14 protein-coding genes and 1 other annotated feature are annotated in these 15,294 nt (G+C 37.2%); of the genes, 11 read left to right on the forward strand and 3 right to left on the reverse strand.

What is annotated here, in order from left to right:
- The first annotated feature begins 5 nt into the window (after positions 1-5).
- From LCF45_RS06015 to LCF45_RS06040, 6 genes are all read left to right on the forward strand, one after another.
- Positions 6-878, forward strand: coding sequence for an NAD-dependent epimerase/dehydratase family protein (locus LCF45_RS06015; protein ID WP_263894706.1), 873 nt, complete (start codon positions 6-8; stop codon positions 876-878).
- A 64-nt stretch (positions 879-942) separates the two neighbouring features.
- A complete protein-coding gene (locus tag LCF45_RS06020; protein ID WP_002011319.1) occupies positions 943-1,119 on the forward strand; it encodes a ComZ family protein in 177 nt (58 codons plus the stop codon).
- A 434-nt stretch (positions 1,120-1,553) separates the two neighbouring features.
- Positions 1,554-2,486: a beta-ketoacyl-ACP synthase III gene (gene fabH / locus LCF45_RS06025; RefSeq protein ID WP_001100550.1), complete on the forward strand. Its 933-nt coding sequence runs from the start codon at positions 1,554-1,556 to the stop codon at positions 2,484-2,486.
- Between the two features lie 31 nt (positions 2,487-2,517).
- Positions 2,518-3,756, forward strand: a complete 1,239-nt coding sequence (gene fabF, locus LCF45_RS06030; protein WP_002030364.1) for a beta-ketoacyl-ACP synthase II — start codon at positions 2,518-2,520, stop codon at positions 3,754-3,756.
- Between the two features lie 115 nt (positions 3,757-3,871).
- Positions 3,872-4,663 carry a DUF2268 domain-containing putative Zn-dependent protease gene (locus LCF45_RS06035; protein WP_002030365.1) on the forward strand — a complete coding sequence of 264 codons (792 nt, stop codon included), beginning with the start codon at positions 3,872-3,874 and terminating at the stop codon, positions 4,661-4,663.
- Positions 4,664-4,804: 141 nt separating this feature from the next.
- Complete coding sequence (locus tag LCF45_RS06040) at positions 4,805-5,551, forward strand: YjbA family protein (protein WP_002030367.1); 747 nt, start codon at positions 4,805-4,807, stop codon at positions 5,549-5,551.
- 159 nt (positions 5,552-5,710) lie between these two features.
- On the opposite strand, the gene trpS is transcribed toward LCF45_RS06040, so the two are convergent.
- Both trpS and LCF45_RS06050 read right to left on the reverse strand, forming a co-directional pair.
- Entirely contained in the window at positions 5,711-6,700 is a 990-nt protein-coding gene (gene trpS, locus LCF45_RS06045) for a tryptophan--tRNA ligase (RefSeq protein WP_000110999.1), read from the reverse strand.
- 74 nt (positions 6,701-6,774) lie between these two features.
- Positions 6,775-6,992 (reverse strand) — a binding site (T-box leader).
- Between the two features lie 104 nt (positions 6,993-7,096).
- Entirely contained in the window at positions 7,097-7,477 is a 381-nt protein-coding gene (locus LCF45_RS06050; protein ID WP_002125921.1) for a DUF3899 domain-containing protein, read from the reverse strand.
- Positions 7,478-7,796: 319 nt separating this feature from the next.
- Here LCF45_RS06050 and LCF45_RS06055 point away from each other — a divergent pair, with 319 nt between their 5' ends.
- The 5 genes from LCF45_RS06055 (at position 7,797) to LCF45_RS06075 (ending at position 13,512) form a co-directional block, all read left to right on the forward strand.
- Positions 7,797-9,452 carry a peptide ABC transporter substrate-binding protein gene (locus LCF45_RS06055; RefSeq protein WP_063226145.1) on the forward strand — a complete coding sequence of 552 codons (1,656 nt, stop codon included), beginning with the start codon at positions 7,797-7,799 and terminating at the stop codon, positions 9,450-9,452.
- A 125-nt stretch (positions 9,453-9,577) separates the two neighbouring features.
- The gene (opp3b, locus tag LCF45_RS06060) at positions 9,578-10,507 is read left to right on the forward strand and encodes an oligopeptide ABC transporter permease (RefSeq protein WP_063226144.1); all 930 of its coding nucleotides are present in this window, start codon (positions 9,578-9,580) and stop codon (positions 10,505-10,507) included.
- Positions 10,504-11,520: an oligopeptide ABC transporter permease gene (gene opp3C, locus LCF45_RS06065; protein WP_000974104.1), complete on the forward strand. Its 1,017-nt coding sequence runs from the start codon at positions 10,504-10,506 to the stop codon at positions 11,518-11,520. Before opp3b ends, opp3C begins: the two co-directional genes overlap by 4 nt.
- A 20-nt stretch (positions 11,521-11,540) precedes the next feature.
- Positions 11,541-12,584, forward strand: a complete 1,044-nt coding sequence (locus tag LCF45_RS06070) for an ABC transporter ATP-binding protein (RefSeq protein WP_002125928.1) — start codon at positions 11,541-11,543, stop codon at positions 12,582-12,584.
- Positions 12,577-13,512 carry an ABC transporter ATP-binding protein gene (locus LCF45_RS06075; protein WP_002125930.1) on the forward strand — a complete coding sequence of 312 codons (936 nt, stop codon included), beginning with the start codon at positions 12,577-12,579 and terminating at the stop codon, positions 13,510-13,512. Before LCF45_RS06070 ends, LCF45_RS06075 begins: the two co-directional genes overlap by 8 nt.
- 190 nt (positions 13,513-13,702) lie before the next feature.
- Here LCF45_RS06075 and LCF45_RS06080 read toward each other — a convergent pair whose 3' ends face one another.
- Positions 13,703-15,148, reverse strand: coding sequence for an MATE family efflux transporter (locus tag LCF45_RS06080; protein WP_002125933.1), 1,446 nt, complete (start codon positions 15,146-15,148; stop codon positions 13,703-13,705).
- Positions 15,149-15,294 lie beyond the last annotated feature (146 nt).

The raw sequence follows: 15,294 nt of genomic DNA on the forward strand, positions 1-15,294 counted from the left end.
GCTATTTGTTTCAAGGGGAAAGGGTTGGTGGTATGAAACGCGTGCTGATTATAGGTGCACTTACGTTTGTAGGTTATCACCTTGTGAATAAAATGATTGCAGAAGAAGTAGAAGTATATGGTCTTGATTTTGATGAATTTGATAGTATGACAAAAATTAATGAAGAGAAATTATTGTTGATTGGGCGGAATGCGTTATTTACGTACTATTCTATAAGGGATGAAGATGGATGGCGATCGGTAGAGGAAGAGAGTTTCGATACAGTTTATTTTTGCTTGTATGAGCCGAATCAGCAAAGTGGATTTCGGAATGAAAGGGTCATATTACAATATTTAAAACGAATCGTAAGGATGTGTGAAAAAAATAAAGTAAAGTTAAATCTAATTTCTTCTATTGAAATAGGAAGCACTGAAGAATCCGAAAACAAACATCTATTTTCGAAAGTGGAAGAAGGGTTGAAAAAAGGCGAATTACAATATAGTGCATATCGAGTTCCTACATTATATGGGCCGTGGCAACCGTCGTTTATGATGTATCATCAGCTTATTTTATCAGAACTTGATGAAAAAGAGTGCCGTTGTATAAATGGAGAAAAAGGAAGTGATTTACTTTACGTTGAAGATGTATGTGAATATTTATGGGAAAATGGAATGAATGTAAAACACCTCGGTATATATAATTTACTTAGTGGAAAAGAAGAGTTATGGGAAAAAGGTATGAGTCTTTTACATGCAGATGATAAAGTAAATAACAAAAATATGGAAGTAAGGGATGAAGCTGTAGAGGTTATTTCTATTCAAAAAAATACACCAGTAGAATTCGGTTTAAATAAACAATTGGCACATATGAAAAAATATAAAGAGTTATACGAAGGGTAGCATGCATGTTACACTATTGTATGGATAATTGATTGAAAAGCTTTAATGGAGAGGAAGAGATTACATGAACGAAAAAAGTATGCAATTTTTACAAATCGCAATGAAGCATTTACCAGAAGCAAAGGCAATTTTAGATTCTAATGGAATTGCACTTGATATGGAGAAAGCACAGCCGGTGTTAGAGCTATTGATGAAAGTAATGGGCGAAGCATATGAGCTTGGGAAAGCAGATAAAGAATAAAACCAAACCCTTCTTTTTTGATGGAAGAGAGGCTCGAACCGTGGATAGAAGCGGTAAGGGCCTTTTTTTATTTCGAGCGAGGTAAGACCAGAGAGATGATGAGGTTAAAGGGAAAGGTTATGAGGAGAAGGTCTTAGTTTTGAAGGGAAAGCAGATAAAGAATAAAACCAAATCCTTCTTTTTTGATGGGAGAGAGGCTCGAGCTGTGGATAGAAGCGGTAAGGGCTTTTTTGTTGCGAGCGGAGTAAGGTCAAAAGTATTGGGAAGTTTATCTTTTGAAAGGATAGGGATTTTTCTGTTTCTTTTAATGAAAAATAAAGTTAGTAATACGCTGTCTTATTTTTTTAGCTGAAATATATTCTAGACAAAAGTACATTTATGTTTTAAAATTAGTACCAAGTCATAATAATTGATATAAAACGGAGGGCTGCGATGTGAACGTGGGCATTTTAGGGATCGGAAGATATGTGCCAGAAAAAGTAGTCACAAATCACGATTTAGAGAAAATCGTAGATACATCTGATGAATGGATTCGTACGAGAACGGGAATTGCAGAAAGACGCATTGCCGATGATACAATAGATACTTCATATATGGCGGTAGAGGCTTCTAAAAAAGCACTTGAAGATGCCGGGATTAGCGGAGAGGATATCGATCTTATTTTAGTGGCAACAGTAACGCCAGATCGCGCATTCCCAGCAGTAGCTTGTGTAATCCAAGAAGCAATTGGCGCAAAACACGCAGCAGCAATGGATTTAAGTGCAGCATGTGCTGGCTTTATGTACGGAATGATTACAGCGCAGCAATTTATTCAAACGGGAACTTATAAAAATGTATTAGTAGTTGGTAGTGACAAACTATCGAAAATTGTAGACTGGAACGATCGAAATACAGCAGTACTATTTGGGGACGGAGCAGGTGCTATCGTAATGGGAGCTGTTTCGGAAGGAAAAGGTGTACTTTCTTTTGAATTAGGAGCGGACGGAAGTGGCGGTAAGCATCTTTATCAAGACGAGTATGTTATGATGAACGGCAGAGAAGTCTTTAAATTTGCTGTTCGCCAACTTGGTGATTCCTGTCTTCGCGTGTTAGAAAAAGCGGGACTTACGAAAGAGGATGTGGACTTCTTAGTACCACATCAAGCGAATATTCGTATTATGGAATCTGCAAGAGAAAGATTAAATTTACCGAAAGAAAAAATGAGTATGACAATTGAAAAGTTCGGTAATACATCGGCTTCTTCAATTCCAATTGCAATGGTAGAGGAATTGCAAAATGGACGTATTCAAGATGGTGATTTAATTATACTAGTCGGTTTTGGCGGCGGGTTAACATGGGGAGCAGTAGCTCTTCGTTGGGGTAAATAAGGACTGAGAGAAAAAAAGGAGTGTATTTTGTATGGAAAAAAAGAGGGTCGTAATTACAGGGCTAGGAGCTGTTACACCGATCGGAACAGATGTTGAAACAGCTTGGGAAAACATTAAAAACGGTGTATCCGGAATCGGACGACTTACAAGAATAGATTCAGAACAAATTCCTGCAAAAGTAGCAGCAGAAATTAACGACTTTGAAGTCGAAAAATATATAGATAAAAAAGAAGCGCGCCGTATGGACCGCTTTACGCAATATGCAGTAGCAGCAGCGAAAATGGCAGTTGCGGATGCGAAGCTTGAAATTACAGAAGAAAATGCACCACGCATTGGTGTATGGGTTGGTTCTGGTATTGGTGGTATGGAAACATACGAAGAACAATTTAAGATTTTTACTGAAAAAGGTCCGCGCCGCGTGAGCCCATTCTTCGTACCAATGATGATTCCAGATATGGCAGCAGGTCAAGTGTCAATCGCTACAGGAGCGAAAGGAATTAATACTTGCTCTGTAACAGCTTGTGCATCTGGAGCAAACTCAATTGGTGATGCGTTTAAAGTAATCCAGCGCGGTGATGCTGATGCGATGATAACAGGCGGAGCAGAAGCGCCATTAACAAGTATGGCATTCGCTGGGTTTAGCTCAGCGAAAGCATTAACATTCAATGAAGATCCAGCAACGGCTTGCCGCCCATTCGATAAAAATCGTAGCGGTTTCGTAATGGGTGAAGGATCAGGAATTCTTATTCTTGAAGAATTAGAGCACGCATTAGCACGTGGTGCTCACATTTATGCGGAAATTGCTGGTTACGGTGCAACTGGTGATGCGTTCCATATTACAATGCCTGCTCCTGGCGGTGAAGGCGGAGTTCGTGCGATGCGTCAAGCTTTAGCTGATGCAGGTCTAGAGCCAAAAGATATTGATTACATTAATGCACATGGTACAAGTACAGATGCAAATGAAAAGTATGAAACGATGGCAATTAAAGAAACTTTCGGTGAGCATGCATATAAAGTAGCGATTAGCTCAACGAAATCAATGACAGGTCATTTATTAGGAGCAGCTGGTGCTGTTGAAGCGATCTTCTCTATTAAATCAATTACAGACGGAGTAATTCCTCCGACGATTAACTATGAAACACCAGATCCAGAATGTGATTTAGATTACGTACCAAATACAGCGAGGCATCAAGAAGTGCGAGCTGTATTAAGTAATTCATTAGGATTCGGTGGTCATAACGCAGTATTAGTATTTAAAGCATATAAATAATATGTACAATAAGGTGTCTTTTCGTAAAGTATTACGAAAAGACACCTTATTTATTTTTAATCACCTTTACGTTCCTTTCTTTTTTGCATATACATAAGAAAAGGAGGGATGAAGGTTGGGGGTTGTTGAAACGGCAGAATGGTTACATCTGTATTATGGACGTCCAGAGAAGCTTTGTGAGAAATTTACAAAGTATATTCCATTGCCAAAAGAGAGGCTGTATCGCTTTTTAATCTCTAAAGGTATGTATCGCCCAGTAATGCGGGGGGAGCAGGAAATTAAAGAGTTAGAGAAGAAAGAAATTTGGAAAGAACTTAGCATGGAGTATGAAAAATTGAAAGGTTGGCTAAAAGGTCCAGATGTCCCTATCTTTATTTTATTATCAGATTCATACAATCGAACTGTACAAGAGGAATATAACGGGAAGGCTGGCTTATCTATGCGTCACGTTATTTTCTTATTCGTATGTGGACGTAATTCAGTAGAGGAACTAAAAGCTTTATTAACGCATGAATACCATCATATATGTAGGTTACATCAAATTGAGACGAAAGAAACAGAGTATACATTACTTGATACGATGATTATGGAAGGGTTAGCTGAGCAAGCTGTGTATGAAAGGTATACAGAAAAAAGATGTGCACCGTGGACTACTTACATTTCAAAAGAAGATGCTATTTATTATTGGAGGAATTCAATACAAGAACGAATAGGCGTAAAGAGAGGTACGAGGGAGCATGATGTTTTATTAAATGGACTGCACTCGTATCCGAAAATGCTTGGCTATGCACTTGGATTTCATATTGTGAAAGATTGTGTAGCATTTGAAGGAGAAAATACACTTTCTTTATTATCTATAGATGCGAAAGAAATATTGAATAAAGCAAATACATTTCATGTTTCATGAAAAACAGGGGAGCTATCTCCTGTTTTTTTAATATTATAGAAGAAAAAATAATAATTAGAATATATTTCCTCAAGTGGAATAAAGTTAAGCAAAACTGAACATAATGATTGGTACAAACAGTAGTGAAGTGAGGGGTAGTGAATGTTATATCTACATGATGTATGGGTAAATTGGTTTGAAGGTGAAGAGAATGGGTATAACGTTTGTCATTTTTACGAATGGCGGAAAGATGATACGATTGAGCTATTAGATCAAGTGCCATTATTAAAAGTAGATGCCACATTATATCATTACATCGAGAACGAATTATTAGAGCTTCCGCAAAAATTATTGGAAGACGTATATCATAAGGCTTATATTCGTAAAAATCACGAACGTTTGCAACAAGAATATTGTTTTGTAGTTACAGATGGAAAAGGAATTATTGCGATTGATTCAATCGGCTATAATGTGCCAATTAGAAAAAGTAGGCTTATACCGCGTCAAGAACAGATGGTATATGAGATGGTAGAGAATGTGCAAGCAGAAAAGTATGAGTTCCAAGTGGAAGAGATTGAAAAAGAACATCATATTTTATCGCCGTCGCCTTTCATTATGAACGGCCTAACTCGTAAAGAAAGACAGTTAAAACAATTATTATTTATGGCATTAGATCAATTACATACAACGAAAAATCCAGCTGAAATTCGCTATTGGTTCACAGAGTGGGATCCATCAGCGTACGGAATGGTCCAACATATGGAGTTTGAAGATGTTTGGGCTAAACTTTATGATGAAGCGAAAACTGGATGGTCTGAGAAGCACGAGCAATTATGTGAGCGCCTTGTAAAAGGACAGCCGTTTTTTGAAAAGTTATGGGAAATGGAAAATGAGCAGAAGGTAAATTAAAAAAACCGCCAATTGGCGGTTTTTTTAATTTGTTGTAACTTAGCTCCAGCGGCAAGCTCTTCGTGTCTAAGAACCTTCCGCATAAGAAGACAAAAAGCGTCTTCTATGCGAAAGAACCTTAGCCAGTCAGAGCTGAACGAGCTGCCTCCGCTTTATAAGTTACCTACGTTTTCTACTTAATCCCATTGCGTTTTCTACTTTGCGTAGTTGTTTGAATGCAACGCGGTTTGCTTTTTCTGCACCTTTGTCTAGAATTTCGTCTAGTTCTGGTGAGTTGATTAGTTCGTTATATTTGTCTTGGATTGGACGAATTGCTTCTACGACTACTTGTGCTAGGTCGCCTTTGAAGTCTCCGTATCCTTTTCCTTCGTACATTGCTTCTATTTCTTCAACTGTTTTTCCAGAGAATGAAGAGTAGATTGTTAATAAGTTAGAGATTCCAGGTTTGTTTTCTTTATCAAATTTCACGATACCTTCAGAATCAGTTACAGCACTTTTAATTTTCTTTTCAATTGTTTTTGGTTCATCAAGCATACTGATCATTGCTTTTGGATTCGGATCAGATTTACTCATTTTTTTCGTAGGTTCTGTTAATGACATAACGCGAGCTCCTACTTTTGGAATACGAATTTCAGGAACAGTGAACACTTCACGGAAGCGTTTGTTGAAACGCTCTGCTAGGTCGCGTGTTAATTCCATATGTTGTTTTTGATCATCACCAACAGGTACGATTTCAGTGTTGTAAAGTAAAATATCAGCAGCCATTAATGGTGGATACGTTAGTAATCCAGCTGGAACTGAATCTCTACCAGAAGATTTATCTTTATATTGCGTCATACGCTCTAATTCTCCAACGTAAGCAACTGATTGCATAATCCATCCTAGTTGAGCGTGTGCTGGTACTTCTGATTGTACAAATAAAGTAGCTTTTTCAGGATCGATGCCACATGCTACATAAAGTGCAGCAAGACTGCGAATGTTTTTACGAAGTTGTACGGGATCTTGAGGTACTGTAATCGCATGTTGGTTTACAATACAGAAATAACAGTCGTGTTCATTTTGAAGCTCTGTAAATTGCTTCATAGCTCCTAAATAGTTTCCAAGTGTAATTGTTCCGCTTGGCTGAATACCAGAAAAGATAACTGACATAAGTAATTCCTCCTAAAATTGAATGTGCGATGGGGAAGAGAAGGCATACAAAAAAGCCCATTCATCCCAAATTACATAGGGACGAATGGACCGCGGTACCACCCTAATTATTTCACAGCTGTGAAATCTCTCAAGATCCATAATAACGTCTGGATATAACGCCAAAGCCTACTACTTTCGGTTCGGTTTGGTGCTCAAAAGCCCATTCCATACTGTACAATTACTTGTTCACACCAGCCACAAGCTCTCTGAAATTGCCCCAATATGTACTCTTCTTTATCATCGCATACATATAAATTTATTTATTGTTAACTGAGCCCTTTTATATGAAAGGACTAAAGTTTTATAACAAAATGTTTTGCTGATTATTATATCATATGGAATAGTGTTTGCAAACTACATCAAAATAGTAAAGCTAATGAGGATCGAGAACAACCCAAGTACGATACCGGTAATACAAATCGGATACGTCCATTTGAATGAATATGTTTTATAAATACGTTCTTTCTTATCGATAGGTTCCTCTGCTTCTTCAATTAAAGAGTCAATTTTTTTATTCGTACCAAATACTCTTTGGAATGCGTAAATTGTTACGTTAAAAAATCCGTTTTGAAATATGAATAAAAAACCACCTATAAGAATAAAAAACAATGCAATATAGAATGAGATGTTGACAAAATTCAACAAAAAATGAGATGAAACGAGGAATGCGCCCACACTAGAAGCGATTATCGCAACCAAAAATAGTATACAAGTATGAAAAAAAACTTTATTCAAAATATTCCCCTCCGTCAAAATATTACTAGAATTATTATACTATAAAAGTTATAATAAGTAATATAAATAATTTTTTGAAAATTATACGCAATTGAGGTTCTAATTTCAAGATGATGGTAGCAATGTTACCGTATCCCTTTACAAAAAATTTAAAATATAAACATTTTATTAAAAATTTTAACAAAAAAACAAAAAACTATATTCACAATCGTCATATTATATGTATAATGAAAATTGTAGAAACTTGGAGATTATTCTTTCAATTCTACTTTTCTACAAGTGAGGGTACAGTAAGTGCAATTAGGGGAGGCAACACAACATGAAGAAAAAGATACCGTTAATACTTGCATCAACTTTAACGGCAAGTATGTTGCTTGGCGCGTGTAGCTACCAGAAAGAGGACGCTAAAGCAAAAGGAAAAGAAAACACTACTAGTAGTAGTAACGGAAAACAGATTCTTAATTTAACAGAGTTATCTGAAATTCCATCAATGGATGCATCGTTAGCATCAGATTCTGCATCTTCAACAGCATTAAATAATACGATGGAAGGTTTATATCGTACTGGCAAAGATCAAAAGAGAATGCCTGGGATTGCTGAAGATGTCCAAAAGCTAGATGATGGGAAGAAATACATATTTAAGTTAAGAAAAGATGCGAAATGGTCGAATGGGGAACCTGTAACAGCGAAAGACTTTGTGTATTCATGGAAAAGAGCAGTAAATCCAGATACAAAAGCGACGTATTCATACATTATGTTCGATATTAAAAATGCAGAAAAAATTCATAAAAAAGAATTACCTGCTGACCAATTAGGTGTAAAGGCGATTGATGATTATACATTAGAAGTGGAATTAGACAATCCCGTTCCTTACTTTATTGATTTAACGGTTTATCCGGTGTTCTACCCACTAAATGAGAACTTTGTGAAATCACAAGGTGATAAGTTTGGTTTAGAGGCAAATACAACATTATATAACGGGCCATTCGTTATGAGTGATTGGAAACATGAACAAAGCTTCCAATTTAAGAAGAACCCATCATATTGGGATAACAAGACGGTTAAAATCGAAGAGATAAATTTCAATATTGTGAAAAATACATCGACTGATGTAAATTTATATGAGACAAATTCGATTGATCGTGCGGCTCTAACATCGGAATTTGTTGATAAATTTAGACAAACTCCAGAGTTCCAAACACGAAAAGAAGCTGGAGTTGCCTACTTAAGATTTAATCAAAATAATAAGTATTTGAGTAATAAAAACTTAAGAAAAGCAATTTCAATGTCCTTTGACCGTGATAACATTGCAAAAGTTATTTTAAACAACGGCGCAATCGGTGCTTACGGATTTGTTGGAAAAGATTTCGCTGAAGGTCCGAATAAAAAAGACTTCCGTGCTGAAAATGGAAATCTAGTTGAAACGGATTCAAAAGAAGCGAAAAAACTTTGGGAAACAGCAAAGAAAGAGCTTGGCACTGATAAAATTGAACTAGAATTCTTAAGCTTCGATAATGAAGATGCGAAAAAAATTGGCGAATTCTTAAAAGGTGAGATGGAAAAGAACTTACCTGGTTTAACGATCAAAATTAAACAGCAGCCATTCGCACAAAAAAATAAGTTAGAAGACTCTCAAGAATATGATATGGCGTTTGGTATTTGGGGTCCAGACTTCCCAGATCCAGTCTCATATTTAGATATGTTTGTTACGAATGGTTCACAAAATAAAACAGGATATTCTAATCCGAAATATGATGAGCTAATTCTAAAAGCAAAAACAGATACAAAAGATTTACAAGCTCGCTGGAACAACCTTTTAGAAGTAGAGAAAATATTAATTAAAGAGGATGCAGTTATTACTCCGATCTTCCAAAAAGGTTCAGCATATGTGGTAAAAGGTGCCGTAAAAGATATTATCCCAATTAACTATGGTGGTAGATTAACTTACAAATGGGCATCTGTTGAACAAAAATAATCTTTTTTCCATCGTTTACAAGGGTATATGCCTATGATGGGCATATGCTCTTATTTTAAAAAATAAAAGTAAGAATATTTTAAACTATCTTATTGCTTTTGAGAAAAACGGGGAGGTGCTTGACTATGGGACGTTATGTATTAAAACGTTTCGTGTACATGGCTTTGACATTATTTTTAATTACTACACTGACTTTCTTTTTGATGAAATTACTACCGGGTTCTCCGCTTAAAAACCAGGAGAAGCTATCACCGGCACAAAAAGAAATCATTCTTGAAAAATATGGATTAAATGATCCAGTACCAGTTCAATATGCACGTTACTTAGGTAACTTAGCGCAAGGTGATTTAGGGGTATCATTCCAATATGATAACCGCCCAGTAACAGACATGATTGTGGATCGCATTGGACCATCAGCACAACTTGGTTTACAAGCGATTATATTAGGAACATTTATCGGTTTACTTTTAGGAATTGTTGCGGCACTTCGTAATAATACGTGGGTCGATTATAGTGCAACAGTTATTTCGGTACTCGGGATGTCGGTACCATCGTTCGTATTCGCCGCATTACTACAATATTTCGTAGGGGTAAAACTTGGCTGGTTCCCAGTAGCGTTCTGGAAAGGACCAGAGTTTACAGTAATGCCTACAATTGCATTATCGATGGGAGTTATCGCAACAATCGCACGTTTCTCTCGTGCAGAATTAATTGAAGTTATGCAGTCTGATTATATTTTAACAGCGAAAGCAAAAGGAATTAGTCAAGGCGTTATCATTGTCAAACACGCACTTCGTAACGCGTTAATTCCAGTTGTAACAATTTTAGGACCAATGGTTGCTGCATTAATTACAGGAACACTTGTTATCGAGCAAATTTATGCTGTACCAGGACTTGGGGAACAGTTCGTTAAATCTATTACAGTGAATGACTATACAGTTATTATGGGAACTACAATTTTCTATAGTGCGATCTTCATCGTAGTTATTTTCATTGTCGATATTTTATACGGAATTATTGATCCTCGTATTCGTTTAGCGGGAGGGAAAAAATGATGAAAGATGTACAAAAATTATCTCCAGATTTATTTCAACAAGCCAATCAAAATAATGTTGATAATGAAGTCATTGCCCGTCCAAGCTTAACGTTTTGGCAAGATGTACGAAGACGCTTGTTCCAACATAAAGGCGCGATGTTGGGTTTAGTATTATTGAGCATTATTGTACTACTAGCAATTTTTGGACCGATGGTAAGTAAACATTCTTATAAAGAGCAGGATTTAGGTCGTGCGAAAATGCCACCGAAAATTCCAGTGATTGAAAATATTCATTGGTTACCATTTGACGGCACAGATCAATATGGTGTTGACCAATATGCAAAACGTGATATTAAAGAGTACTTCTGGTTTGGTACAGATGATCTTGGCCGTGACTTATGGACAAGAACATGGGAAGGTACACGCGTATCATTATATATCGCTCTTTTAGCAGCAGCAATTGACCTAGTAATTGGGGTTGCATACGGGGGTATTTCAGCATTCTACGGCGGTAGAGTAGATAATATTATGCAACGTATTATGGAGATTATTAATGGTATTCCATACTTAATCATCGTTATTTTAATGGTAATCATTATGGGATCTGGTATTTGGTCAATCACACTCGCAATGGCGATTACAGGTTGGATAGGGATGTCGCGGATTGTTCGTGGACAAATCTTAAAGTTAAAAAACCAAGAGTATGTATTAGCGTCTCGTACATTAGGTGCAACAAATACACAATTAATTGTGAAACACTTAATTCCAAACGTTATGGGACCAATTATCGTAATGACAATGTTTACAATTCCATCAGCGGTGTTTGGTGAGGCATTCTTAAGCTTCATCGGTTTAGGAATTCAGCCACCATTCGCATCACTTGGTTCTCTTGTAAATGATGGATATAAATCAATTCAAACGTATCCACACATGATGTTCATCCCTGCGGTTGTCATCAGTATGTTAATTCTAGCATTCAACTTAATGGCAGATGGATTACGCGATGCGTTAGATCCAAAAATGCGTAAGTAAACGAGGAGGGAGAAGTAAAAATGAAAACATTGTTAGAGGTAAAAGATTTACAAGTCTCCTTTGATACACATGCAGGTGAAGTACAAGCAGTGCGCGGAGTTACTTTTGATTTGAAAAAAGGGGAAACATTAGCGATTGTAGGAGAGTCTGGTTCTGGGAAATCAGTTACTTCTAAAGCGCTAATGGGATTAATCCCGAATCCTCCAGGCCGTATTAAAAATGGAGAGATTGTATTTGACGGTCGTGATTTAACGAAATTAACGGAAAAAGAAATGCAGCAAGTACGCGGTAAAGATATTGCGATGATTTTCCAAGATCCAATGACATCATTAAACCCAACGATGACAATTGGAAATCAAATTATGGAAGGTCTTATTAAACACCAAGGGATGAGTAAAGCGGATGCACGTAAAGTCGCTTTAGAATTAATTGACCTTGTAGGTATTCCAAATCCAGAAGCTCGTTTAAAACAATATCCTCACCAATTCTCAGGTGGTATGAGACAGCGTGTAGTTATTGCTATGGCGTTAGCTTGTAATCCGAAATTATTAATTGCCGATGAGCCGACAACGGCTCTAGACGTTACAATTCAGGCGCAAATTTTAGAGCTTATGAAGGACATTCAGCAAAAAACAGAAGCAGCAATCATTTTCATTACGCATGACTTAGGTGTAGTGGCAAACGTTGCAGACCGAGTTGCGGTTATGTACGCTGGTAAAGTTGTTGAAATTGGAACTGTTGATGAAATTTTCTACAATCCACAACATCCATACACATGGGGCTTAATCGCATCTATGCCAAGCTTAGATGGTTCAGAGGACGAGCTATATGCGATTCCAGGAACGCCTCCAGACTTATTAAAACCGCCAAAGGGTGATGCTTTTGCACCACGTAACCCACAGGCACTGAAAATTGATTTTGAAATGGAACCACCTTTATTTAAAGTAAGTGATACACATTATGCGGCAACTTGGTTACTTCATGAGCAAGCGCCAGAAGTAAAACCACCAGCAGTTGTTGAAAAACGTATTCTTCAAATGAAAGCAGGTGAACAACATGACTAAACAACGTGAGAAATTAATTGAAGTAAAAAATGTGAAACAACACTTTGATGTGAGTGGTGGTGTTGTTAAAGCAGTTAATGATATTTCATTTGATATTTACCGCGGTGAAACATTTGGACTTGTAGGAGAATCTGGTTGTGGTAAGTCAACAACTGGAAGAACGATCATTCGTTTATACGATGCAACTGCCGGTGAAGTGTTGTTCGATGGTGAAAATGTACATGGGAAAAAATCACGCGCAGAACTTAAGAAGTTCAACCGTAAAATGCAAATGATTTTCCAAGATCCATATGCATCATTAAATCCTCGTATGACAGTAGGGGATATTATCGCAGAAGGTATTGATATTCACGGACTAGCAAAAGGTAAAAAAGAGCGTATGGACCGTGTTCACGAGCTGTTAAATACAGTTGGTTTAAATAAAGAGCACGCGAATCGTTTCCCGCATGAATTCTCAGGCGGACAACGTCAACGTATCGGTATCGCTCGTGCGCTAGCTGTAGAACCTGAATTTATCATTGCTGATGAACCAATCTCAGCACTTGACGTATCGATTCAGGCGCAAGTTGTAAACTTACTGAAACAGTTACAAAGAGAAAAAGGTTTAACATACTTATTCATCGCCCATGATTTATCGATGGTAAAATACATTAGTGATCGCATTGGTGTAATGTACCGTGGTCAAATCGTTGAGCTGACAACAAGTGAAGAGTTATATGCGAATCCAATGCATCCATATACAAAATCACTACTATCAGCAATTCCACTTCCAGATCCAGATTATGAGCGCAATCGTAAACGTATCGTATACGACCCATCGCAGCATGATTATGGTAGTGAAGTGCCAACAATGCGCGAAATTCGCCCAGGACATTTTGTATTATGTTCTGAAGCAGAGTATAAGAAATATAAAGAAATCTATCAATAAAAAAGTAGAGCCATTCTTCTATTACAGAAGGATGGCTCTATTTTTTTATACTAGTTAAACTTAAGTTAGTATAAAGCGATTTTATCCAAGTTCTTTTTCTGTTTAAAGACAGCGAAGTAAGAGTTTCCGAGAATGAAGAAAAAGGCGACTGAAATCAGCCGCCTTTTCTTCATTTAGAAACACTTTTATTTTATTGCGCTTGAACAGAAACGCTCTTATCTTGCTCATCAGGTTTAACAAGTGCATAACTTTCCCACGATCTACTTCTCCATCGGAAGAACATAATAATCGCCCGCGTCCATTCATCGATAGCGATCGCTAGCCAAATACCAACGAGCCCCATGTCTAAATGGAAGGCGAAAAAGTAACCGAGTGGTAAGCTCATTAACACCATGGAGAATGCGCCGATTAAAACAGGGTATTTTGCATCGCCAGCTGCACGAAGTGAATTAATGATGACGATGTTCATCGTCCGTCCTGTTTCAAGTAGTACACTTAGTAAAAGAACGCTTGCCCCTAGAGCGATAATATGAGGATTATCCGTAAATAGTCCCATTAATTGTGTGCGGAATGTAACAACGAGCATGACCATAAATAAAGTTACACCAATCGCCCATTGTACACTTTTCCATACGCGTGTGTAAGCTTCATCCTTTTCATTTCCGCCAACTAGGCGTCCAACGATAATAGCTGTTCCCATACCGATAGCAATGGCGAATAAATAAGTGAACATGGAAATGTTAGTAGCGTATTGTCTTGCAGCTAACGATTCCGTACCTAAGTATGTTGCGTAATATAAGAAGACAATTTGACAAGCTTGATACATGACTTGTTCGAATGCAGATGGAATGCCGATCTTTAAAATTTTGCCAACGTATTCTTTTGATAAAGTGAAGTAATATTGTAATTTCACACGGTATTCCATAACGCGGTACAGTAACCAGAAGAAAACGATAAGTGCGATTAACCGGCTGACAGCGGAAGAAATCGCGGCTCCTTGCACACCAAGTTCAGGGAAACCGAATTTCCCGAAAATAAGTACGTAGTTTCCGGCGATATGAATAATATTCATTCCAAGCGAAACAAACATCGCTTGCTTTGTAAAGCCGTGAACGCGGATAATTGCGGCTAATGAGTTAATAATAGCTTGAAGGAAAATAGCTCCTCCGACGATGGATAGATAGCTTTGTGCATACGTTAGTACATCGCCTTGTAAATTCATTGCCATCATCATATGTTTTGAAAATAAAAGAAAACCAGCGCTTATAATGAGTCCGACCACTAAATTTAATGTGACGGCTAATGCTGATATTTTTGATGCTTCCATAAAGCGTTTAGAACCGAGGTATTGGGATACAACGATAGCTGCACCATTTCCTATGACTTCTAGTACTAAAATCGCGATATGAAGGTATTGATTCGCTGCACCAACCCCAGATACAGCATCGTCTGATAATGCACTTAACATGAAAGTATCAGCGATCCCCATCAGCATAAAAAGAAAAACTTCTAGAAAAATAGGCCATGTTAATAAGAATAAACTTAATTTCTCTGTTGGCCCGTTTTTTGAGCGAATTGCTGTCATGTCCGTCCCCTCTTTACCGATATCTATTTTTAGCAAAGTGTATCGTAACACACTTTCATATCCTTTGCACTTATTTTAGCCTACATATTTTCAATATGAATAAACCTTCATTTTATGACAAAAAAGGAGGAATAATTATGCACAAGATATTATAGAATATAAAATTTATTTTTCTCTGATAATTTAGAAAAGTATAA

Origin of the sequence: Bacillus sp. 41-22, from assembly GCF_025809295.1 — a bacterium.
GTDB classification, from domain to species: domain Bacteria; phylum Bacillota; class Bacilli; order Bacillales; family Bacillaceae_G; genus Bacillus_A; species Bacillus_A mycoides.

Bases quoted from the DNA above. Each gene is read 5' to 3' on its own strand.
- LCF45_RS06020 (WP_002011319.1), top strand. From the start codon at position 943: ATGAACGAAAAAAGTATGCAATTTTTACAAATCGCAATGAAGCATTTA.
- fabF (WP_002030364.1), top strand. From the start codon at position 2,518: ATGGAAAAAAAGAGGGTCGTAATTACAGGGCTAGGAGCTGTTACACCG.
- LCF45_RS06040 (WP_002030367.1), top strand. From the start codon at position 4,805: ATGTTATATCTACATGATGTATGGGTAAATTGGTTTGAAGGTGAAGAG.
- trpS (WP_000110999.1), bottom strand. From the start codon at position 6,700: ATGTCAGTTATCTTTTCTGGTATTCAGCCAAGCGGAACAATTACACTT.
- LCF45_RS06055 (WP_063226145.1), top strand. From the start codon at position 7,797: ATGAAGAAAAAGATACCGTTAATACTTGCATCAACTTTAACGGCAAGT.
- opp3b (WP_063226144.1), top strand. From the start codon at position 9,578: ATGGGACGTTATGTATTAAAACGTTTCGTGTACATGGCTTTGACATTA.
- opp3C (WP_000974104.1), top strand. From the start codon at position 10,504: ATGATGAAAGATGTACAAAAATTATCTCCAGATTTATTTCAACAAGCC.
- LCF45_RS06070 (WP_002125928.1), top strand. From the start codon at position 11,541: ATGAAAACATTGTTAGAGGTAAAAGATTTACAAGTCTCCTTTGATACA.
- LCF45_RS06075 (WP_002125930.1), top strand. From the start codon at position 12,577: ATGACTAAACAACGTGAGAAATTAATTGAAGTAAAAAATGTGAAACAA.